The sequence below is a fragment of the Pseudomonas sp. JAI115 genome, from assembly GCF_014200835.1.
In the GTDB taxonomy this organism is placed as follows: Bacteria; Pseudomonadota; Gammaproteobacteria; order Pseudomonadales; family Pseudomonadaceae; genus Aquipseudomonas; species Aquipseudomonas putida_A.
Window position 1 is genome coordinate 425,994 of sequence record NZ_JACHCY010000004.1, and the last position, 20,907, is coordinate 446,900.

The 20,907-nt window shown below is 60.1% G+C and carries 16 protein-coding genes; 8 read left to right on the forward strand and 8 right to left on the reverse strand.

The genetic code is table 11. From position 1 onward, the window contains the following. Positions 1 to 4,554, forward strand: a complete 4,554-nt coding sequence (locus tag HDC30_RS12740) for a hypothetical protein (RefSeq protein WP_183783295.1) — start codon at positions 1 to 3, stop codon at positions 4,552 to 4,554. A 33-nt stretch (positions 4,555 to 4,587) separates the two neighbouring features. On the opposite strand, the gene HDC30_RS12745 is transcribed toward HDC30_RS12740, so the two are convergent. Then, a complete protein-coding gene (locus tag HDC30_RS12745; RefSeq protein WP_183783297.1) occupies positions 4,588 to 6,144 on the reverse strand; it encodes a PLP-dependent aminotransferase family protein in 1,557 nt (518 codons plus the stop codon). A gap of 92 nt (positions 6,145 to 6,236) precedes the next feature. On the opposite strand from HDC30_RS12745, the gene HDC30_RS12750 reads away from it, so the two are divergent. From HDC30_RS12750 to HDC30_RS12760, 3 genes are read left to right on the forward strand one after another with little or no spacing between them, the layout of a single operon-like run. After that, positions 6,237 to 6,860 carry an FMN-binding negative transcriptional regulator gene (locus HDC30_RS12750; RefSeq protein ID WP_097089435.1) on the forward strand — a complete coding sequence of 208 codons (624 nt, stop codon included), beginning with the start codon at positions 6,237 to 6,239 and terminating at the stop codon, positions 6,858 to 6,860. 10 nt (positions 6,861 to 6,870) lie between these two features. Then, on the forward strand, positions 6,871 to 7,317 hold the full coding sequence (locus HDC30_RS12755; protein WP_183783299.1) for a GNAT family N-acetyltransferase: 447 nt from the start codon (positions 6,871 to 6,873) through the stop codon (positions 7,315 to 7,317). 12 nt (positions 7,318 to 7,329) lie between these two features. After that, the gene (locus HDC30_RS12760) at positions 7,330 to 8,001 is read left to right on the forward strand and encodes a GNAT family N-acetyltransferase (protein ID WP_183783301.1); all 672 of its coding nucleotides are present in this window, start codon (positions 7,330 to 7,332) and stop codon (positions 7,999 to 8,001) included. A 113-nt stretch (positions 8,002 to 8,114) separates the two neighbouring features. Here HDC30_RS12760 and HDC30_RS12765 read toward each other — a convergent pair whose 3' ends face one another. After that, positions 8,115 to 9,014 carry a homocysteine S-methyltransferase family protein gene (locus HDC30_RS12765; RefSeq protein ID WP_027610351.1) on the reverse strand — a complete coding sequence of 300 codons (900 nt, stop codon included), beginning with the start codon at positions 9,012 to 9,014 and terminating at the stop codon, positions 8,115 to 8,117. Between the two features lie 111 nt (positions 9,015 to 9,125). Here HDC30_RS12765 and HDC30_RS12770 point away from each other — a divergent pair, with 111 nt between their 5' ends. Both HDC30_RS12770 and HDC30_RS12775 read left to right on the forward strand, forming a co-directional pair. Further along, entirely contained in the window at positions 9,126 to 9,947 is an 822-nt protein-coding gene (locus tag HDC30_RS12770) for an ABC transporter substrate-binding protein (RefSeq protein ID WP_027610350.1), read from the forward strand. Continuing rightward, positions 9,944 to 10,780, forward strand: a complete 837-nt coding sequence (locus HDC30_RS12775) for an amino acid ABC transporter permease (protein WP_183783303.1) — start codon at positions 9,944 to 9,946, stop codon at positions 10,778 to 10,780. Before HDC30_RS12770 ends, HDC30_RS12775 begins: the two co-directional genes overlap by 4 nt. Positions 10,781 to 10,811: 31 nt before the next feature. Here HDC30_RS12775 and HDC30_RS12780 read toward each other — a convergent pair whose 3' ends face one another. Both HDC30_RS12780 and HDC30_RS12785 read right to left on the reverse strand, forming a co-directional pair. Next, positions 10,812 to 11,090 carry a helix-turn-helix domain-containing protein gene (locus HDC30_RS12780; RefSeq protein ID WP_027610348.1) on the reverse strand — a complete coding sequence of 93 codons (279 nt, stop codon included), beginning with the start codon at positions 11,088 to 11,090 and terminating at the stop codon, positions 10,812 to 10,814. Next, positions 11,087 to 12,439: a HipA domain-containing protein gene (locus HDC30_RS12785; RefSeq protein WP_183783305.1), complete on the reverse strand. Its 1,353-nt coding sequence runs from the start codon at positions 12,437 to 12,439 to the stop codon at positions 11,087 to 11,089. The genes HDC30_RS12780 and HDC30_RS12785 overlap by 4 nt, the downstream gene beginning before the upstream one ends. A gap of 509 nt (positions 12,440 to 12,948) precedes the next feature. On the opposite strand from HDC30_RS12785, the gene HDC30_RS12790 reads away from it, so the two are divergent. Continuing rightward, entirely contained in the window at positions 12,949 to 15,117 is a 2,169-nt protein-coding gene (locus tag HDC30_RS12790; RefSeq protein ID WP_183783307.1) for an autotransporter domain-containing protein, read from the forward strand. A gap of 131 nt (positions 15,118 to 15,248) precedes the next feature. On the opposite strand, the gene oadA is transcribed toward HDC30_RS12790, so the two are convergent. Together oadA and HDC30_RS12800 are read right to left on the reverse strand one after the other, a co-directional pair. Beyond that, positions 15,249 to 17,057, reverse strand: coding sequence for a sodium-extruding oxaloacetate decarboxylase subunit alpha (gene oadA / locus HDC30_RS12795; protein WP_097089427.1), 1,809 nt, complete (start codon positions 17,055 to 17,057; stop codon positions 15,249 to 15,251). An 11-nt stretch (positions 17,058 to 17,068) separates the two neighbouring features. Next, on the reverse strand, positions 17,069 to 18,484 hold the full coding sequence (locus HDC30_RS12800) for an acetyl-CoA carboxylase biotin carboxylase subunit (RefSeq protein WP_027610345.1): 1,416 nt from the start codon (positions 18,482 to 18,484) through the stop codon (positions 17,069 to 17,071). A 190-nt stretch (positions 18,485 to 18,674) separates the two neighbouring features. Here HDC30_RS12800 and HDC30_RS12805 point away from each other — a divergent pair, with 190 nt between their 5' ends. Continuing rightward, positions 18,675 to 19,637 carry a LysR family transcriptional regulator gene (locus tag HDC30_RS12805; RefSeq protein WP_027610344.1) on the forward strand — a complete coding sequence of 321 codons (963 nt, stop codon included), beginning with the start codon at positions 18,675 to 18,677 and terminating at the stop codon, positions 19,635 to 19,637. Here the strand turns inward: HDC30_RS12805 and HDC30_RS12810 are convergent. Further along, positions 19,579 to 19,791, reverse strand: a complete 213-nt coding sequence (locus HDC30_RS12810; protein WP_027610343.1) for a PA3496 family putative envelope integrity protein — start codon at positions 19,789 to 19,791, stop codon at positions 19,579 to 19,581. The two genes, HDC30_RS12805 and HDC30_RS12810, sit on opposite strands and share 59 nt — an antisense overlap. Before the next feature lie 238 nt (positions 19,792 to 20,029). Further along, positions 20,030 to 20,896, reverse strand: coding sequence for a transcriptional regulator HexR (hexR, locus tag HDC30_RS12815; RefSeq protein WP_007962240.1), 867 nt, complete (start codon positions 20,894 to 20,896; stop codon positions 20,030 to 20,032). Between the last annotated feature and the right edge of the window lie 11 nt (positions 20,897 to 20,907).

Consider the following 20,907-nt stretch of genomic DNA (forward strand, 5'->3'; position numbering starts at 1 on the left):
ATGACTGAGCATTCAGCGAACACCGAAACCCATGCATTGCTGCAAAAGAGCCAGATCGTCCATCAGACCAGTCGCGGACCCACAGTCGATGAAGTCGCCAGCGCAGTGCTGCGTCAGGCGCTCGAAGCGCTGTATCCACAACGCAAGATTGATCCCGAGCAGGCCATGATCGGCACGCCACAATGGCAATGGCTGAACGCGGAACGAGTGGCCCTGCCGACCCGATTTGAATCACTGACAGAGGCACTCGTCCGGCAATTTTTCAACGGCTCCAGCGCCAACTATCTGGAGGGTGAACACTTTCTGACCTTGAACCACCAGGCCACGCCAGTGGTGCATATGGATGTCGATATCGAGGCCATTGCCGATCTGCTCAACGATTATGCGCCCCTGTTGTTTGTTGCCTTCGCCGAGCGACAGCTGGATTACTGGAACAGCACCCGACGCCAATTGCCGCGCTGGCAAGAACTCTCCGATGCCCTGCGCGAAGCCCTGAACGTCCATAACGCCGAGGGCTGGGACGATGAACAGTGCCTGGTCGCCCGGGCGATTTCGCGGCGCCCGGACAAACAGGAGCGCCAGCGTCACGACATAACACTGTCGGACATCCGCGTGTGCCTGATCGACATCGACTCGGTCGATGCTCAAGGCGCTGCCCGGCACCTGATTCTGGGCGGCGCCGTGGTGATTTTCGGACGCTATGGCCTGCGCGATCTGGTCATGATGTACACCGTGGAAGATGGTTACGAGACATTCGACTCTCTGCAGCAACTGGGTGAATCACTGCCGCAGCGTATCGAACTGTTGCCGGCCGGACAGAATCTGCAGTGGCAGTTGTTCGAACCCGAGGGCAATTTTTTCGACCACATGGCGTGGGTCCTGATTGCCAACCAGCTCGATGCCATCCGGGCAATCACCCGACAAAGTCTCGACGAGGAAAGCGAGGACGGCTCCTCCCTTCTGCCCCTGATCGAGCAAGCCAGCGAACCGCAGAAAAACACCCTCATCGACCTCGATGATTCGATACCCGACTGGTTGCTCGACGCTTCGGCTTCCGAGCTCGATCAATACAGCCAATCGATCAATGCGCTGGGCCAGTTGTACCGGCAGGCAGACAAGGCGCTGTTGCCAATCCCGCCGATCGATACCTATGCACGCAATTGCATGCGTGAGGCGATCATTGCCGATCAGCCATCGGCGGCCGGGCTGCCTCTGGACAAATTGCAAATCCGCATCACCAACAGCTTCGAATCGGGAGGCGTGACACTGCCCGATCCGCATGACACCCATATCGAAACCCTGGGCGAGTACGCCTTGCAAAACCGCACGCCGTATCTGGCGACTCTGCAATTCGACCCGCCACAAGCGCTGCCGCAGTGGCTGACTGTCGCCTACCTGACGAAGATGGCAAACAAGATCGACATGGGTGAGGTATACCCCGGCTTGATCAGGGACAGGCTGATCAACGATCCGCTGCAGGCCCCCCTGCAGCAGCGCTTTTACATCCGCCAGTTGCACGCACTGCTGCCGCTGATTGCACTGGAATCCAAGCTGCGTCGCCTCGGCGGCGTGGATGAGCAGGGTTATCGCTGTGTCCAGGAGTGGCTCAAACCGATACCCGGTCATCCACACACTGTGGTCATTCGTCCGCTGACGTTTATCCATGCCGGGGAGACTGTTGGCGATGTTGTCACCAACATGTTCATCATTGCTCCGCGTCTGCCTGGAGCCGGGCCATGCCTGCTGTATCGTCCGTTGCTTGAGCAGCCATTGCTGCAATTCCCTTCAACGCAAAACCTGCTGTACGCCGTCCATCAGCCAGGCGAACTGAGAGATTCGGTGCTGGCGTGGCTGGCGGATTCCCAAACCAGCTTCAAATATGCCCAATACACCTTCCCCATCGGTCTGCCCAGTCCGTGGCTGGGCGCGCAATTGCTCGCCGAACCCTGGACCAGCGTCAAGTGGGCCGGGCCGGTCGGGCTTGCCTCCACGGCGCTGACTGGCGACGTGTTCCCGGTGCTGTTCAAGACCCATGCACTGGCGATGGCCGAACTCGCCGACCGACAGTCGTTGTCCAATGCGCAACGCCGCTGGGCCTTGCTGCGAGACAGCGGGTGGGCGTTGTTCAACGTTGCCGCGAACTTTCTCTGCGGCCCGGCAGGCGCGGCGATCTGGGTCTGGCAAAGCATCAGCGAAATCGATCAGGTCGTGGATGCCCACAACCGTGGCGATACCCACGCCCAGTGGAGCGCCGTTGCCGATATGTTGCTGAACCTGGGCATGATCCTGGCCCATCATGCGGCCACACAACGCACAACCGGCCCCCGCACAGCGTTGCGCAGCGAAGGCGCAAGCGAAGTCGAAAGCGAAGGGCTGCCCCGGATCCAGACCGCCCCTGCACAAGCGCCTGTCCCGCCCACGGTTACACACGTCACCGCGCTATTAAGTGACCAACTCCCGGCCAGCCATTACTCCTCGCTTGAAGCCTACGGCTCGGTGCCCCGTCGCTCGCCCGGTGCCTTGGCAACGTTTCTGAATACTCTGGCCGTGCCGGCTCCCGACCTCACGGCAGCCGCCGTGGAAACCCTGCTGCGCGGCAAGGCGACCCTGTATCGCCTCGCTACCAGCACCTACGCGCAGGCGGGCGATCGCTGGTTCCGCGTGATTGAAAACGATGACCAGCAAGTGCAAATCGTTGATCCGCAGACACCGTCAAAAACCGGTCCGCTGCTGATTCACAACCAGCAAGGCCAATGGTTCGTGGATACCCGACTGCGTCTGCGCGGGGGCGCCGGGGGCACCAGCCTGCAAAGTCAGCTCAAGGCCCAGCGCAAGGAAAAGGAAATCCAGAGGAACCAGCTCGGTGCGGCTCTGGAGGCATTCAGAAGTCAGGAAGCCGTCGGCAACGCTGCTCTGGAACAAGCCCAGTCAGCCATGCTTGGCGCCTCCGGACAAGCCCACGAAGAGGCGACCCGGTGTTACCTTGAACACGTCGAAAAGCTGATCGGGGATTACGACGAGGCCTTGAAAATACTCGGCCAATGGCGCCTCAAAGGGGGGAGCGACGGCTATTTCGTCGAATTGCAGCGCATGACCACTTTGCTGCAAAAAAACCTCAGCCTCTGGTTCGTTCTCAAACGCAACGCTTACGCAGTATTGACCCGTAAATTGGCTCAACACACGGTCATCGATACACCGCAAGCGCTGCAAAGTTACAACGAGGAACTGCATCAGGCTCTGGCTTTGAGCCAGGACATGATCGCCCGCCTGCAGCTGTCCCGTACCTCCTTGGAAACTCTCGACACCATCGGCAGTGCAGGCATGACCACCGCGCAACGCTTGCGCCAACTGCTCCCGGCGTTTAACCAGTGGGACCTGAAATCCAATGCCATCGGCATGTCTCACGAGTTGTGCATGCAGGAAACAGCCACCGAAGCGGCGCGAGAAGCCACCGGTTGGCTGATAATCGAAGCCGCCACCGCCACACACCGCCATGCCGCCCTGATCAGGAAACCCGACAACGGCGACAGCACTGCGCTGCGCATTGATCGTCTGAGCCGACTGATCGATGTCTATGTCGATGCCGATCAGCGTCTGGGGGACTTGCCAGGCGAATACCCGGGCATGGTGGTTGCGGCGGAACTGACACGGATGAGGAGCTTGCTCGGCGAATTCAGACAACTGGCGCAGGAGCAACTGAGCGAACTGCTGCCGGAAACCGGAGCCCGCAGCACGCCGGCCACACCGGGCCCCTCTGTCGCAGGACCGTCCCGACCGGTTGGCAAGGTCACCAAGAGCCGGCCTCGTGACCCTGCGCCCGCCAAACCTGCAGCCGCCAGCGAATCGCCTCTGGAAGAAATGCTTCCCGTCAGACCCACCGCCTCCCCGACGACGCAGGTGGGCGACATCGAGTTCATTGCCGATGCCCTGAACCAGAATGAGCGAGTGCAGGCGTTCATTGACCGGACCCGGCGTGACGCTCTGAGGCCCAACCGCATACCGGCAGACATGCAGGATCTGTTCGATCAGCAGGCTCGGCGACTGGAACAGATTGCTGTCAGCGTCGAACAGGCGCAGGCCCGCATTGTCGCCGCCGGTGGCACGCGGTTGCCGGTGGGCAACTTGAGTGCGGAACTCAACAGCGCCGCAATCCGGTTACGTGCTCAAGGCATCGCCGTGCGCGCCAGTCTGCTCAAGGACCGCCAACCTCGACAAGCCTATTTGCAATGGTTGCTGGACAATCATCAGGTACGGATCGTCAGGAACATCCAGGGCCGGATCAAGACCAAAAAGCGCCAGGATTATTTTCAGGAGTATCAGATACTCGACAGCACCCAGCATGATCAGCCGTTATGGCTCGCGCATTTTCACTACGACTCGCCCGAAGCCGCGCCGGAACAATTCACCGCGGCGCACCTGAAAATCGCCGATGCGCATTTGAAGACCCTCAGCGCAGAACGTCGACAGGCTCTGACAAGTCTGACGCCAATCGATTACGTGCTCCGCCGGATTGGCGATCCGAGCCTGTTCCTGCAACTCGAAGCACAACCGTGATACCGCCGTCGGGCGCGTCGATCCGCGCCCGCTTCAGAGGGTGTGCCACACGGTTCGCAAACGCTCGAGCGCCGCTTCGATTGCGCGCTCAGGCACCGCGGCAAAGCCCAGCACCAGTCCGGCGCGCTGGTCGACCGGGGTCGTGGAATCAGACAGCCAATAGCTGCTCAGACCATTGATCTCGACGTCAACGCTACGCGCCAGTTCGATCAGTTGGCTTTCACGCGCCACACTGGCGACCGGCACGGTCAGGTGCAGCCCGGCGGCAACGCCGGGCAACTGGCCGACGCCCGGAATTTTCTGCGGCCAGCCACCGAGCAGGACATTGCGTCGGCTCAGCGCCGCGCGGCGCATGCGTCGGATGTGCCGCTGGAAATGCCCGGCGGCCATGAACTCGGCCATCACCGCCTGGGTACTGACTTCGGAGTGACGCACATCCACCGCACGCCTTTGCGCAAATGCCTCCACCAACCCCGGCGGCAACACCAGATACCCCAGGCGCAACGCCGGGAACGCGACCTTGCCGAACGTGCCGACATACAGCACTCGCCCCTGTCGATCGAGAGCGGCCAAAGGCGCCAGCGGCGCGCCGCTGTAACGATACTCGCCATCGTAATCATCCTCGACGATCCAGCCCTGCGTGCGCTCGGCCCAGGCCAGCAATTCGAGGCGGCGGGCCAGACTCATTACCACCCCCGTGGGGTACTGGTGGGATGGCGTGACATAGGTCAGGCGGCAATCGGTCAGTCCTGCCAGTTGCTGACAGTCGATTCCCTCGCTGTCCACCGCCACCCCGTGCAACCGGGCACCGGCCACGGCGAAGGCATGACCGGCCGCTCGATACCCGGGATTTTCAATCGCTACGCCGTCGCCCGGCGCTACCAGCAACTGTGCACAAAGGCTTATGCCCTGCTGTGCGCCACTGGTGATCACAATTTGCTCAGCCGTGCACTGCATGCCCCGTGAGCTGCGCAAATAGGCCGCGATCATCCCGCGCAACCGCGCATCGCCCGCCGGATCGCCATAACACAACTGCTGCAAATCCGGCTTGCGCCAGAAAGCCGCGTTCAGCTTGGCCCAGACGTCAAACGGGAACAGATCGAAGGCTGGAACGCCGACCCGAAAAGCACGCGGCGGACCACTGGGTGGCAGGGCCAGATGATTGTTTTCAACCCGCCGCAATGCGTCGCTGTGGATAACTTTACTGGATGGAACCACAGGTAAATCCAGCCAATTTGTGGATAAGGCTGTGGGTAAGCTTGTTGAAAACCCTGTGGATACTTTTGTGGATAGTTTTTTCGTGGGCAATGCGCTTTGCGGCAACTGGGCGACATACGTGCCGTCCCCGACCCGGCCTTCGATGAAGCCTTCGGCGTACAACTGATCGTAGGCGCGCACCACGCTGTTGCGGGAAATCGCCAACGCCGTCGCCAAATCACGGCTGGCCGGCAGCCGCGTGCCACTGGCCAAGCGCCCGTCCAGCACCCGCAGGCGCAGCGCCTGATAGAGCTGGCGGCTCAAACCCTGACGGCGGTCGAGCTCGATACCGGCCGGATTAAACGGCATGGACAGCGTGGGCGATTCGGGCATGACAATGGACCTATGAAATTGGTCATCAATGGCTCTTACAACAGACCAATAGCCTGCCTAGGATGCAGGCATTCGCCAAGGAAAATCTCTCCATGTACACGCCCCGCGCCTTTGCCATCGACGAACTGTCGCAACTGCACGAACTGATCCTCGCCAGCCGTCTCGCGATTCTGGTGAGCCACGGTGAAAACGGCCTGCAAGCCAGCCATGTACCGGTGCTGCTGCACCGCGAACAGGGTCCGAACGGCACGCTGTACGGGCACCTGGCCAAAGCCAATCCGCAATGGAAAGACCTGCGCGACGGCGCTGAAGCGATGCTGATATTTGCCGGCCCCGACGCCTACGTCAGCCCGGGGTTTTACCCGAGCAAGACTGAGCACGGCAAAGTCGTGCCGACCTGGAACTACGTCGCCGTGCACGCCTACGGTCACGCCGAAACCTTCAGCGACGGCGGGCGCCTGCTCGACATCGTCAGCACGCTGACTGATCGCCATGAAGCCGGTCGCGCACAACCGTGGAAGGTCGACGATGCGCCGGCCGACTACATCGACGGCATGCTCAAGGCCATCGTCGGTTTCGCCATTCCCATCGACCGCCTCGAAGGCAAGCGCAAGCTCAGCCAGAACCGCAGCGCCGAAGACATTGCCGGCGTGCGCGAAGGCCTGGCTGCCAGCCCCGACATCGCCGACCGAACCCTCGCCCACTTGATGCGTTAAGGAAATCAGCATGAGTCAGATCCAGATCCGCCCGGTGACCGCCGGTGATCACGCCGCCTGGCTGCCGTTGTGGCAGGCTTACCTGCGCTTCTACAACAGCGAGTTGCCGGACGCCGTCACGCACAGCACCTGGCAGCGCTTCCTCGCCCCGAGCGAACCGACCCACGCCGCCCTCGCCTGGGCTGACGGCAAAGCAGTGGGCATGGTGCATTTCATTTATCACCGCTCCAATTGGAGCATCGAAAACTCCTGCTACTTGCAGGATCTGTTGGTGGCACCGGAGACTCGTGGCACCGGCGTCGGTCGCTTGCTGATCGAACACGTCTACGCCACTGCCAAGGCCGACGGTTGCTGCAAAGTGCATTGGCTGACCCACGAAACCAATGCCACCGCGATTCAGCTCTACGAGCGCATCGCCGAGCGCCCGGGATTCATCCAGTTTCGCAAAGCCATTTAAGGAGCCGCGTACATGACCACTGCACTTGCCGACTGGAAAGGCGTCCCCGCCCCCACCGCCACCTTGCTCGAAGGCCGGTTCATCCGCCTGGAACGCCTCGACCCGGCGCGCCACGGCGACGAGTTGTTCAACGCGCTCGAAGGCCCCGGCGCCGACCCGAAGCTGTGGGATTACTTGCCCTATGGGCCGTTCCCGCAACGCAGCGTTTTCAATGACTGGCTGAACAACCATGCGGCCAGCAGCGATCCGTATTTCTTCAGCGTGATCGACCGCGTCACGGGCCAGGTGCAAGGCATTCTGAGCCTGATGTCGATCGTCCCGGCGCAGGGGCGCATCGAGATCGGCCACGTCACCTTCGGTGCGCCAATGCAACGTTCACCGAAGAGTACCGAAGCGGTTTACCTGTTGGCCAAATACGCCTTCGAACAGGGCTATCGTCGCCTGGAGTGGAAGTGCAACAACGGCAACGCCCGCTCCAAATACGCCGCCGAACGCCTGGGCTTCAGCTTCGAAGGCGTGTTCCGCCAGCACATGGTGGTCAAGGGCCAGAACCGCGATACCGCGTGGTATTCGATTGTGGATTCGGAGTGGCCGGCGATTGCGACAGGGTTCGAGCAGTGGTTGAGCGATGCCAACCAGACGCCGACCGGGCAGCTCAAAGGGTTGGTCGAGTGCCGTAGTTAAATCGTCAAAGCAAAAGATCGTCCGATCGCGGCCCGAACCTTCGGCAGCTCCTACAGGGTGAACGTCAATCCCATGTAGGAGCTGCCGCAGGCTGCGATCTTTTGATCTGTTGTTTACCCCAACTTTTGCGCCAGCACCGCGATGTGTTCCGGGCCGATCCCGCAGCAACCGCCCAGGTGACTGGCACCACGCTGCTGCCAATCCTTCGCCCAGTGCAGATACCCTGGCGGATCCAGATCGTCGCGCAGCGGGTCGAGACCGTCGTTAGCGGTCGCCTCTTTCGGTTGCGGTGGAAACGCATTGGCATACGCGCCGATATGAATCTGCACACCCAGGCGTTCGAAGGTATCGCGCGCCGCATCAATCGCCGCACCGATCACTTCCGGCTGGCTGCAGTTGAACAGCAGCGTCTCGACGCCCAATTCCGCCGCCACCGCCGCTGCTTCGGCCACCGGTTCGCCGGAACGCAGACGCGGCACCTCATCGGTGTCTTCATCCTTCAAAGTAAACGACAGCCAGAACGGTTTGCCGTCCTGCGGCAGACCGGCGCGAATGGAACGCGCCTCGATGATCGAGCTCTGGGTTTCCGCGAGCCACAGGTCGACATGTGGCGCCAGGCCGGTCACCAGTGGCGTCAGCAATTCGTTCACCCGCGCCGCTTCGAACAGATCCGGGCGATAGGAGCCGAACAGCGGCGGCAACGAACCGGCCACTCGCACCGCTTTGCCCGAGGCCTGCACCGCACGCTGCGCCAGCTCTCCGGCCAACGCCGCCAGTGCCTGACCTTCAGCGGCAAACCGCGCCTCGCCGATGTGAAACGGCACGACCGCATAGCTGTTGCTGGTGATCACATTGGCGCCGCTGGCGATGTAGGCGGCGTGCACCGCTTCGACAGCTTGCGGTGCTTCGATCAGGGCCAGCGCCGACCACTCGGGCTGCCGAAACGGCGCCCCGGCGCGTTGCAACTCACGGCCCATGCCGCCATCGAGAATTACCGTGCTTGCTGTGCCCATATGCTTTTCGCTCATATGCTTATGAAAATTACTCACTACCAGAGTAGTTCTTATAACTATTTAATACGCACCATTCGGTTAATAACAACCCCTTTTTTTCAGGTGTCGACTGTGAAACTTCAACCGCTACTGGCCTTGGGCCTGACGATTCTGGCCGCGTCCACTCAAGCCTTCGGCGGCGCCACACTCGATCGCGTCGAACAGAAAAAACAACTGGTCGGCGTGCTGATGGAAAGCTACCCACCCTTCTCGTTTCTCAATGAGCAGAATCAGCTCGACGGCTTCGACGTGGACGTCGCCAAAGCCGTTGCGGACAAGCTGGGGGTCAAGCTGCGCCTCGAAACACCATCCTGGGACGTGATCGCTGCCGGCCGCTGGAGCGGGCGCTATGACATCTGCATCTGCTCCATGACCCCGAGCAAGGCGCGCGCCGAAGTGTTCGATTTCCCGGTCGAGTACTACGCCTCGCCCGCCGTGATCGTGGTCAACGCCAAGGACGATCGCATCCACGGCGCCAAAGACTTGAGCGGCAAGAAAGTCGGCCTGACCAGCGCCTCCAGCTACGAAAGCTATCTGAACAAGAATCTGGTCATCGAAGGCGCCGAAGACACGCGTCTGGAGTACCCGTTCGAGGATGTGCAGATCGCTCCGTACGATACCGACAACGTTGCCTTCCAGGACCTGGGCCTGGGCGCCGGTGTGCGCCTGGACGCCATCCTCACCAACCTGGTGACCGCGCAGCCGCGCCTGAATCAGGACCAGCGCTTCAAACTGGCCGGCGCGCCGCTGTACTCGGAACCTAACTCGGTGGCCATCGAAAAGGGTGATGCCGAGTGGGACGCCAAAGTGCGCGAGGTGTTTGCGCAACTCAAGCAGGACGGCACGCTGAGCAAGCTGTCGCAGAAATGGATCGGCGCCGATATCAGCCAATGACTGCCTTCCCGACACCTCCACAGCCGCCGCAACCGGTGGCTGAATCGCGCCTGCAACGGCTGCTTGGTTTCCGCACGCGCCTGTACCTGACCTGGGCGGCGATGTTCAGCCTGTTTGCCGGTTTTTTCCTCAGCTTCGACCTGAAGCTCTCGATCATCCTCGACAAGCTGCCGAATCTGCTCGGCGTGCACCTGGCGCCCAACGGCTTTCCGCAGGGCGCGGCACTGACCCTGTTTCTCTGCGCCTGCGCGATCGTCGCCTCGTCCTTGCTGGGCTTCGTCACCGCTCTGGCGCGCCTGTCGAAAAGCGCCGTGGCATTCGGGATCGCCAGTTTCTACACCTCGTTCTTTCGCGGCACGCCGCTGCTGATCCAGATCCTGCTGATCTACCTCGGCCTGCCGCAACTGGGTGTGGTGCCCGGCGCGGTGGTGGCGGGGATCATTGCCCTGTCACTTAACTACGGCGCCTACCTCAGCGAAATTTTCCGCGCCGGTATCCTCGGCGTGCCCTACGGCCAACGCGAAGCTTCGCTGGCGCTGGGCATGCGCGAGAGCGTGATCTTCTGGCGCATCACCCTGCCCCAGGCGATGCGCACGATCATCCCGCCGACCACCAACCAGTTCATCTCGATGCTCAAGGACTCGTCACTGATCTCGGTGATGGGCGTCTGGGAAGTGATGTTTCTGGCGCAGTCTTACGGACGCTCGAGCTACCGCTATATCGAGATGCTGACCACGGCGGCGATCATTTACTGGCTGATGTCGATCTGCCTGGAGCTGATCCAGGCGCGCATGGAGCGGTATTACGGTAAGGCTTATGTGCGGCGTAGCTAGGTTAATCAGCACCTTGCGCCAGCGTCGGGTTTTAATTGATCTCTCGTCGGATCCGCACCACGCCCATTTTCAGTCCAAACGGACGAAACACCGCATTCAACGATTTCAATGTCTGATTGCCCTCGCCATGCTCGATATGCACCAGCGTGCGAACCGATATTTTGCACATCCTGGCAAACTGGGTTTGATGCAGACCGGTCACTTCCACGCGTAGACGACGAACCGCTTCACCGATCTCCAGTGTCCCTTGGGCCAGCGCCTCTTGAATGTTTTCGATGAGCACCGTGCGCTCGGCTACTGTCATGCTCATTTCAGATCCCACTCTTTCAAGCGTTGCTCCAGATTTTTCAGATGGATTCCCGGGTGGTTCATCGTTCTGTCGGGCAAACCACTCGCCGTCAATATGTCGGGGAGCGCCGACAGACGCTGGGCATCTTCACGCAAGCGTTCGAAAGGAACTGATGCGTCGGTCAAACCTGCCAAAGGGTCTTTAGGATCGGTGATATCAGCCAATGCGCGGCACACTCCCCGCCAATCGACCTCTCCCGCCCTCTCCAGATCTTTTGGCCATTTGGTTGTACGGGTCACACCCTCGTCATCCATGACCATCGGGGCCAAGTCATAGATCGGCGCCAGACGAAACGAACTTTCCTGGCGAATTATCGCGGTGTTACGACCATGGTTATCCGAGTTACCGAGGATCTTGTTGATCAGGTCCCGACGTAAGTAATCCGTCACCAGTGCGGGAATCTGACTGGCCTGTCCTGCTTTTCGCCAGAGCCCGGCGAGCATGCGGATGACATCCATATGGTTCATTGCACTTCCCGGCGCCGTTACTTGAGCCAGTGAATAAATCGACTCGACAGCAAAACGACTGACTTCACCGTTCGTTACTTCTCGATCAAAGCGCTGCATCCACAAGCTCGGCTTACTCGCCTCTTCTAGTGCCAAACCTTCTACCGCGATCGTTTCAATGCCGAGTTTCTGAAGCGCCTTGTAGTAATGGAACTCGCTGCGCAGGATATCTTGATCGACCAGACTTCCTTTGTTTCTGGCAAATTTTATAAACCAATGCTGCCTGACCTCTTCATCGCCCAATACCGCATCGGGGTACAAAAGGCCGGCCTTGTTTTCAGTCAACAATAGCTTCGGTGCTTCACCGCCTGCCCCTGTAGCACCACCAATTGCCGCACCTTGCTCATAGGCATATTCCAGAAAGCGACTGTCGCGGTGAACAACATCCTCACGCTTGAATCCGATGGGCTCACGCTCATCGACAGCCTCGGCCGACTCTTTTATGCGCATATTGCCAATGGGAGCTGGAGTGCTCTGGCCGAGCAGATACAGATCGGCACCGATATGCGCCGGTTTCTCCTGCCCCAGACGCGCAAGCAGAAATCTTTTTGCCGCTCCTGCGGGGGCAGTGTCATAGACAAATGCGGGCGTACTGGAGCGTCGCCCTTCCCAATCCAATGGATACAACGCACTGACGGCCTTGGAAAACGGAGAGCCTGTGGCTTCAATATTTTCGACAAGGTATGGCGTCTCGTAGCCGAAGCTGCAGCGACTTTCGAACCCCTTTTCAGGATTGTCGAACCTGAGAATCATTGCGTCGTGCCATTTTCCAGCACTGAATATCTGTAATGTCAGGTCGTACATGTCTCGACACCTGCATTTAATTGCATTCAAACAGGCGATTTATTGCCCGCAGATGCAATATAGTGCATTTCGACGGATGATGGGGCGTTGCAATCTGCAACAAAATGCAGATACGACTGAGCTTAAGATCATCTGAACGCAAAATAATGCAGGTCATCCTCCGACTTCATTCTGTAAGAACCCCTCGATTTACGGACCGCCCGCTAGTAACAAAAGGCCCTCCATCCATGCCTTTCTCGCCCTGCAGCGGCGAGATTGGAAGCAACAGTCGCAACCACGGGTTGATCGGCACTGGCAAATGAATTTCTGATCATTACAAGCGGCTAATGGCAATTCAATTTGTAGGAAAAGACAACGCGACGGCACGACGTAATCCGCCAATTTTTGTCGAGCCGCTCTTTTCCGAAGATCAAACAGACGCAGCCCGCAGCACCGAGCGATCCGGCTGACATCGGCGCCTGCCGGCTCCAACTTAGAGTTTGGCCTCCTTCCACGAGAGGCTGAACTCGATGCCCGTTCAATTCCACTTTCGACCAAAACACCTGACATTAGCCATTGCTTTGGCCATGGGATGTGCCGATCTGTCCATGGCTCAGGACGCACCGCCTGAAACTCAAGGCATCTCTCCCGCTTACCCTGAAACATTCAAATCAGCGATCAACGCTTTCACCAATCATCCGGAAACCGTCCAACTGAAGGTCAGCAAAGCCTATCCGGCACAGGAGGGTGTGGCGCTGGCGCTCGATGAGCGCAATGACCTTGTCACAGTGCAATCTCGGGGCAGTTTCGCCGGCCTGGTCGACGGTGGCGGGGGCGATAACCTGCTGCAACTCGACGCGAACAGGAAAGGCGTGCTGGGTGAAACCCGTAACTTCAGTGGGCTGGAGGTCAGGCGCGGGAGCTGGACCCGCAGCGGACCGGGTGATTTCAGCCTCGGTGTACTGGTTCATCCGAAGGCTCTGCTGGTCAATGAAGGGCAAATTCTGGGCTCGGCAGTGACCGAGGGCATCTTGATCAACAAAGGGGCGATCAATGGCGGCGCCACTGTCGCGTCTGGCGGCGACCTCACCAACCAGGGCCTGATTGACGGCATGGTGGAGGTTCAGGAAAACGGCCATATAGCCGGGAATGGTGCGGTTAATCATTTGAACGTGTACGGACGCATGACCGTCGACGATGTCTACGGCGCCCCCAAGGTCGCGGGAGATCTGCGCCTGACCCGTTCTGCCGTGCTGGCCTATGCCGTGGATGCCTCCGGTAACAGTCCGACCGTGATCGTCAAGGGAACTGCTCATTTGGGTGACGCCACCCTGAAACTCGTCACCACTGGCGACTATCCGCAAAGCAGTCAGCACACCATTCTGCAAGCGGGAAAGATTGAGGGGCAGTTTGGCACCGTTGAAAACGATCTGGCATACATGACTCCGACGCTGCACTACGAAGCACAACGAGTGGGCTTGCTCTTTGCCCGTAACGATGTGCCGCTCGAAAACCTTGCGACCACGCAGAATAGTCAGGCACTCGCCCAGAGCATTGACGAGACACCCTCCCCCCCTCAGCAACCTCAGCAACCTCAGCAACCTCAAGAACCTGCGGTATCTCGCCAACCAAGCACAGCCATAAGCGCGGCCACACCTCAAAATACTGCCGTCACGGCCCTGCTCGGCGCCAGCAAGCCGACGGCCAGCGTGGCTCTCGAACAACTCGCCGCCAGCAACAACGCCAACCTCGCCAAAGCCACATTGAGCAGCGTCAATCCGCTCAACGCCAGCATGCTCTCGGCCATGCACCAACTGGACAACCGCATCGGAGCGCAGGGGTCGGGGAATGCACCGCGTCTGGCGGCTGGCGGCGAAGGCAATGGGCGGGTCTGGCTACAGGCTCTGGGAAATGGCGGCAAGGTCGACCGGGACGCCGACAGTGTCCTGAAGCATTCCACTCAAGGTCTGATCATGGGGGCCGACTGGCGAATCGACGAGCAATGGCATGTCGGCCTGATGGGCGCAAAAGCGCAAATCCGCTTCGATGCCCGGCAGTTCGACGGTGATCTCGACAGTTGGTACCTCGGCGCCTACGCCCAGCGACAGGACGGCCCGTTCGCCCTGCGCCTGGGCGCCTCGTACGGCAGTCATGACGGCAGTGGCAAACGTCGCGTTGCCTTCAATGGTTTCAGTGATCGCCTCAAGAGCAGCTATGACGCCAGCACCCAGCAGGTGTTTGCCGAAGTCGGCTACAACCTGGGACGTGGCAACGTCAGCTTCGAACCGTTCGCCAGCGTCGGTTATCAACGCTACCAGCGTGATGGTTACACCGAGAAAGGTGGCGATGCGGCGCTCAAGGTTCAGGGGCAGACCCGGGCGAACCCGAGCAGCACCGTCGGCCTGCGCCTGGCGAAAACCAGTCACCTGGCCAACGGCATGCAGTTCACGCCACGTCTCAGCGCCAGCGTGAAACATACCTACGGCGAGCTCGATAACGAAACGCGCCAGCAACTGGTCAAGGGTGGCAAAAGCTTTGCAGTCGCCGGGGCCGAGATGGATCGCAACAGCTTCATGCTGGACGCCGGTCTGGATCTGACCCTGTCCGCCCGTAACACTCTGGGCGTTGGGCTCACTGGCGAGGCCGGTAGCGACAGCCGCAGTTACGGCGTGATGGGCCAGTGGCGCGTGGCGTTCTGACACAAAGCGACGTGTAGCTGCCGCTGGCTCGGGCCTGCGGCAGCCCCTACAAAGAACAGCATATTGCAGGCGAAAAAAAAGGGGAGCACATGCCCCCCCGAGGTTTAAAACGTTGAATCGCGGCAGTTATCTCAGCCTTCGATCTCGATCAGGATTTCACCCGGATTCACCCGGTCACCCTTGGCCACATGAATGGCGGTGACCTTGCCGGCAATCGCTGCCTGGACTTCGGTTTCCATCTTCATCGCTTCGGTGATCAGCACCGACTGGCCAGCCTTGACGGTGTCGCCTTCCTTCACCAGCACATCGACGATGTTGCCCGGCATGGTGGTGCTGACGTGGCCCGGTGCCGATGCTTGTTTGCGTTTGCTGCTGCCACCGCCGACAAATTCGTTGAGCGGTTCGAACACCACTTCTTCCGGCATGCCATCGATGGACAGGTAGAAGTGACGCTTGCCTTCGGCCTTCACGCCGACACCGGTGATGTCGACGCGGTAGGTTTCGCCGTGGACGTCGATGACAAACTCGGTCGGCACGCCTTCGCCGCCGGCCTTCGCCACACCACCGGCCTCAGGGATCGGCAACAGCACTTCCGGAACGAGAGTGCCGGCGGCACGCTCTTCGAGGAATTTGCGGCCGATGTCCGGGAACATGGCGAAAGTCAGCACGTCTTCTTCAGACTTGGCCAGTGCGCCAATGTCGGCACGCAGCTTGGTCATCTCCGGCTTGAGCAGATCGGCCGGACGTACGTCGATCACCTCTTCGCTGCCGATGGCCTGACGACGCAGTTTTTCGTTGACCACGCCCGGCGCCTTGCCGTAACCGCCCTGCAGGTACAGCTTCACTTCGTTGGTGATGGTCTTGTAACGCTCGCCGGCCAGCACGTTGAAGAACGCCTGGGTGCCGACGATCTGCGAAGTCGGGGTCACCAGTGGCGGGAAACCAAGGTCTTCACGCACCCGCGGGATTTCCGCCAGCACTTCGGCCATGCGGTTCAGTGCGCCCTGCTCTTTCAGCTGGTTGGCGAGGTTGGAGATCATCCCGCCCGGTACCTGGTTGACTTGCACGCGGGTATCGACTGCGGTGAACTCGCTTTCGAACTGGTGGTACTTCTTGCGCACGGCGTAGAAGTACAGACCGATTTCCTGCAGCAGCTCCAGGTTCAGACCGGTGTCGTACTCGGTGCCTTTGAGCGCAGCAACCATCGACTCGGTGCCTGGATGGCTGGTGCCCGAGGCGAAGCTGGAGATCGCGGTATCAATGTGATCGGCACCATTTTCGATGGCTTTCAATTGGCACATCGCCGCCAGACCCGCCGTGTCATGCGAGTGGATGAACACTGGCAGCGACTGCTCGGCTTTCAGTGCGCGAACCAGTTCGCCGGTGGCGTACGGTGTCAGCAGACCGGCCATGTCCTTGATCGCCACCGAGTCGCAACCCATGGCTTCCATCTGCTTGGCTTGCGCCACAAACGCGTCGATGGTGTGCACCGGGCTGGTGGTATAGGCGATGGTGCCCTGAGCGTGTTTGCCGGCAGCCTTCACCGCTTCGATCGCTACGCGCAGGTTACGCACGTCGTTCATTGCGTCGAAGATGCGGAACACGTCGATGCCGTTGACCGCTGCCTTGGCAACGAAAGCTTTGACCACGTCGTCGCTGTAGTGGCGGTAGCCCAGCAGGTTCTGCCCGCGCAGAAGCATTTGCAGACGGGTGTTGGGCAGCGCGGCGCGCAGTTGGCGCAGACGCTCCCACGGGTCTTCTTTCAGAAAGCGCACGCAGGCGTCGAACGTCGCACCGCCCCAGCACTCCAGCGACCAGTAGCCGACCTTATCGAGCTTGTCGCAGATCGGCAGCATGTCTTCAGTGCGCATGCGGGTGGCGAGCAGCGATTGGTGAGCGTCGCGCAGGATGGTGTCGGTTACGAAAATTTTCTTGGACATTGTTGTATTCCTCACAGGCCTGCGTGGGCGGCGATGGCGGCGGCGATGGCCAGGGCCAGCTCTTCGGGTTTGCGCTTGATCGAGTAGTTGGTCAGTTCAGGGTGGCTTTCAACGAAGCTGGTATTGAACTGGCCGCTACGGAATTCCGGATTGCGCAGGATTTCCTGGTAGTACGCGGCGGTGGTCTTCACGCCTTGCAGACGCATGTCGTCCAGCGCCCGCAAGCCACGGTCCATTGCCTCTTCCCAGGTCAGCGCCCAGACCACCAGTTTCAGGCACATCGAGTCGTAGAACGGCGGAATGGTGTAGCCGGTGTAGATCGCCGTGTCGGTGCGCACGCCCGGGCCGCCAGGGGCGTAGTAACGAGTGATCTTGCCGAAGCTCGGCAGGAAGTTGTTTTTCGGGTCTTCGGCGTTGATGCGGAACTGCAACGCGAAACCACGATGCTGAATGTCTTCCTGCTTCACCGACAGCGGCAGGCCGGAGGCGATGCGGATCTGTTCGCGGACGATATCGATCCCGGTGATTTCTTCGGTGATGGTGTGTTCCACCTGCACCCGGGTGTTCATCTCCATGAAGTACACCTCGCCCTCGGCGAGCAAGAACTCCACGGTGCCGGCGTTCTCGTAGCCCACAGCCTTGGCCGCACGCACCGACAGGTCGCCGATGTAGGCGCGCTGTTCCGGGGTCAGTTGCGGGCTCGGGGCGATTTCGATGAGCTTCTGGTTGCGGCGCTGGATCGAGCAGTCACGCTCGAACAGGTGCACGACATTGCCGAAGCTGTCGCCGAGGATCTGCGCTTCGATGTGTTTCGGGTTAACGATGCATTTTTCCAGGAACACTTCCGCCGAACCGAAAGCCTTGGTCGCTTCGGAGATCACCCGAGGGAAGTTCTGTTCGAGTTCTTCGCGGCTGTTGCAGCGACGAATGCCGCGCCCGCCACCACCGGAGGTGGCCTTGAGCATCACCGGGTAACCGATGCGGTCGCCCTCGGTCAGGGCTTCTTCGATACCCGACACGTTGCCTTCGGTGCCCGGGGTGACCGGCACACCGGCCTTGATCATGCTGCGCCGGGCTTCGGTCTTGTCGCCCATGCGGCGAATGACTTCTGCCGACGGGCCGATGAATTTGATCCCGCGTTCGGCGCAGATGTCTGCCAACTCGGCATTTTCCGAGAGAAAGCCGTAACCGGGGTGCAATGCATCGCAACCGGTTTCCACCGCCAGGTTCACCAGCTTGCGCGGGTTGAGGTAGCCGGCCAGTGGCTCGGCACCGATGCTGTGGGCTTCGTCCGCACGCTTCACATGCAAGGCATGCCGGTCGGCGTCGGAAAAAATCGCTACCGAGCGAATGCCCATCTCGGCGCAGGCCCGCACGATTCGTACGGCAATCTCACCACGGTTGGCGATCAGGATCTTTTTTATCACTTGGAAATTCCCTTGAGCCGGTGGCACCACGACCTGCTAGACCCAGGTCGACGCGTGACTAAATGTTTCAATTTAGTCGCAGCCCCACACTAGCCCTCACAAGGGATTAACAAAAATGAATAAAAATTGGGTCAGGCATAAGCAAAGACTTATAGTTAAACCATCAGCCTGCCGTCAGAGCCCATAAAAAATGCGTAAGTCCTTGATGCGTATGACATTACGCCAATTGCAGATTTTCAACGAAGTGTGTGATTTACGTTCCTACAGCCGCGCAGCCGATGAAATGTCGCTCACACAACCGGCCGTCAGCCTACAGATTCGTCAGCTGGAAGAGCTGATCGGGCAACCATTATTCGATTATGTCGGCAAAAAACTCTACATGACCGAGGCCGCCGAAGCCCTGCAGCGTGCCAGCCGGGACATCTTCGGGCGCCTGGAAAACCTCGACATGCAGCTGTCGGACATGCAGGGCTCGCTGCAGGGGCAACTGAAACTGGCGGTGGAATCCAGCGCTAAATACTTCGTGCCGCATCTGTTCGCCGCGTTCAAGCGCCAGCATCCGGAAGTGAATCTGCAACTGACGGTGGTTAACCGTGGCCAAGTGATCCGCCGCCTCTCCGACAACCGCGATGATCTGGTGATCATGTCGATGGTGCCACAGGACATGGGCCTGGAGTTCCTGCCGTTTCTCAATAATCCGATTGTCGCTGTCGCGCGTCCGGACCATCCGTTGGCACACATGGGGCCGCTGCGCCTGCAGGATCTTGAGCCTTACACACTGCTGATCCGCGAACCGGGTTCGGGCACGCGACTGGCCTGTGAAGAGTATTTCAAGGAGAAACGCGTGCACTTCACCCAAACCCAGGAAGTGGCCTCGGCTGAAGCCCAGCGCGAATGCGTAGTGGCGGGTCTGGGCCTGGCGCTGTTGACGCGCCACGCCCTGAACCTGGAGCTGGCGACCGGCGGCCTGGTCGAGCTGCCGGTCGAAGAGTTGCCGCTGTTTCGCAGCTGGTGCCTGGTGCAAGCCAAGGCCAAACGCCTGTCACCGGTGGCGCACGCCTTCCTGGCGTTTATCCGCAGCGAACGGGTGCAGATCAGCGCGCTGGTTGAACGCTTCGACGGGAAGCTGCGGGCGCTGCCTGCCAGTAGTTGAGTTCGATGTCCTCGGGAAAATCGCTGATTTCGCTTTGAAGCTGACGAAGTTCGAAGCGATCTTCGATCGCGCGACGGAACTCCATGCGGCGCTGGTCTTCCTGCTGACGACGGGTTTTCGCGGCGCTGTTGCGTTCTTCGTAGGGCTGAGCCATTTCGAGTCTCCCAAGGCGAGTACGGGAGTTTCACGATAGGCGGGACGGATGACGGTTTGGCTGCGCGGGGATGACAGTGCGATGAAACTTTTGAAAAGTGCGGTGCTATTGAGGACGCCTTCGCGAGCAGGCTCGCTCCCACAGTGGATCTTCTGTGAGCACAAATTTTGTGTCACACCGAGATCAAATGTGGGAGCGAGCCTGCTCGCGATTAAGGTCGGAACGACCTTAGATGACTTCAGTCATCCAGGGCTTTCACGGCCTTGGGGGATAGCCGCAAGCTGCGCAGACTGCGCTTCACGCTCTTCAGGTGGTTGACCAGACTCGGCCCGCGCGCCATGGCCACGCCCATGGCCAGCACGTCGATCACCACCAGATGGGCGATGCGCGAGGTCAGCGGCGTATAGATTTCGGTGTCTTCATGCACATCGATCGCCAGGTTGACGGTCGACAGCTCAGCCAGCGGTGTCTGGCTCGGGCACAAGGTGATCAGCGAAGCACCGCTCTCGCGAACGAGGTTGGCGGTGATCAGCAGATCCTTGGAGCGCCCGGACTGGGAAATGCAGATCGCCACGTCGGTCGGCTTCAACGTCACCGCCGACATCGCCTGCATGTGCGGGTCGGAATACGCCGCCGCCGTCAGCAGCAGACGGAAGAACTTGTGCTGCGCATCCGCCGCCACCGCGCCTGACGCACCAAAGCCATAGAACTCGACACGCTGGGCCTGGGACATCAGCGTCACCGCGCGCTGCAATTCCACCGGATCGAGCTTCTCGCGAACCTCCATCAGGGTGTGCAGGGTGGTGTCGAAAATTTTCAGGCTGTAGTCGGCGACCGAGTCGTCCTCATGGATCGCGAACTGGCCGAAGCTGGCACCGGCGGCCAGGCTTTGCGCCAGTTTCAGCTTGAGATCCTGAAACCCGGAGCAGCCGATGGCCCGGCAAAAACGCACGATGGTCGGCTCGCTGATACCGACGCTGTGGGCCAGGTCGGCCATGGAACTGTGCATCACGGCCGCAGGGTCAAGCAGCACGTGGTCGGCGACCTTGAGCTCCGACTTGCGTAACAGGTGACGTGACTGGGCGATGTGTTGCAGCAGATTCAAGGGGTTGGACT

Excerpts from the sequence above, each read along its gene's own strand:
- HDC30_RS12740 (WP_183783295.1), top strand. The coding sequence starts at position 1 with ATGACTGAGCATTCAGCGAACACCGAAACCCATGCATTGCTGCAAAAG.
- HDC30_RS12745 (WP_183783297.1), bottom strand. The coding sequence starts at position 6,144 with ATGCCCGAATCGCCCACGCTGTCCATGCCGTTTAATCCGGCCGGTATC.
- HDC30_RS12750 (WP_097089435.1), top strand. The coding sequence starts at position 6,237 with ATGTACACGCCCCGCGCCTTTGCCATCGACGAACTGTCGCAACTGCAC.
- HDC30_RS12755 (WP_183783299.1), top strand. The coding sequence starts at position 6,871 with ATGAGTCAGATCCAGATCCGCCCGGTGACCGCCGGTGATCACGCCGCC.
- HDC30_RS12760 (WP_183783301.1), top strand. The coding sequence starts at position 7,330 with ATGACCACTGCACTTGCCGACTGGAAAGGCGTCCCCGCCCCCACCGCC.
- HDC30_RS12765 (WP_027610351.1), bottom strand. The coding sequence starts at position 9,014 with ATGGGCACAGCAAGCACGGTAATTCTCGATGGCGGCATGGGCCGTGAG.
- HDC30_RS12775 (WP_183783303.1), top strand. The coding sequence starts at position 9,944 with ATGACTGCCTTCCCGACACCTCCACAGCCGCCGCAACCGGTGGCTGAA.
- HDC30_RS12780 (WP_027610348.1), bottom strand. The coding sequence starts at position 11,090 with ATGAGCATGACAGTAGCCGAGCGCACGGTGCTCATCGAAAACATTCAA.
- HDC30_RS12785 (WP_183783305.1), bottom strand. The coding sequence starts at position 12,439 with ATGTACGACCTGACATTACAGATATTCAGTGCTGGAAAATGGCACGAC.
- HDC30_RS12790 (WP_183783307.1), top strand. The coding sequence starts at position 12,949 with ATGCCCGTTCAATTCCACTTTCGACCAAAACACCTGACATTAGCCATT.
- oadA (WP_097089427.1), bottom strand. The coding sequence starts at position 17,057 with ATGTCCAAGAAAATTTTCGTAACCGACACCATCCTGCGCGACGCTCAC.
- HDC30_RS12805 (WP_027610344.1), top strand. The coding sequence starts at position 18,675 with ATGCGTAAGTCCTTGATGCGTATGACATTACGCCAATTGCAGATTTTC.
- HDC30_RS12810 (WP_027610343.1), bottom strand. The coding sequence starts at position 19,791 with ATGGCTCAGCCCTACGAAGAACGCAACAGCGCCGCGAAAACCCGTCGT.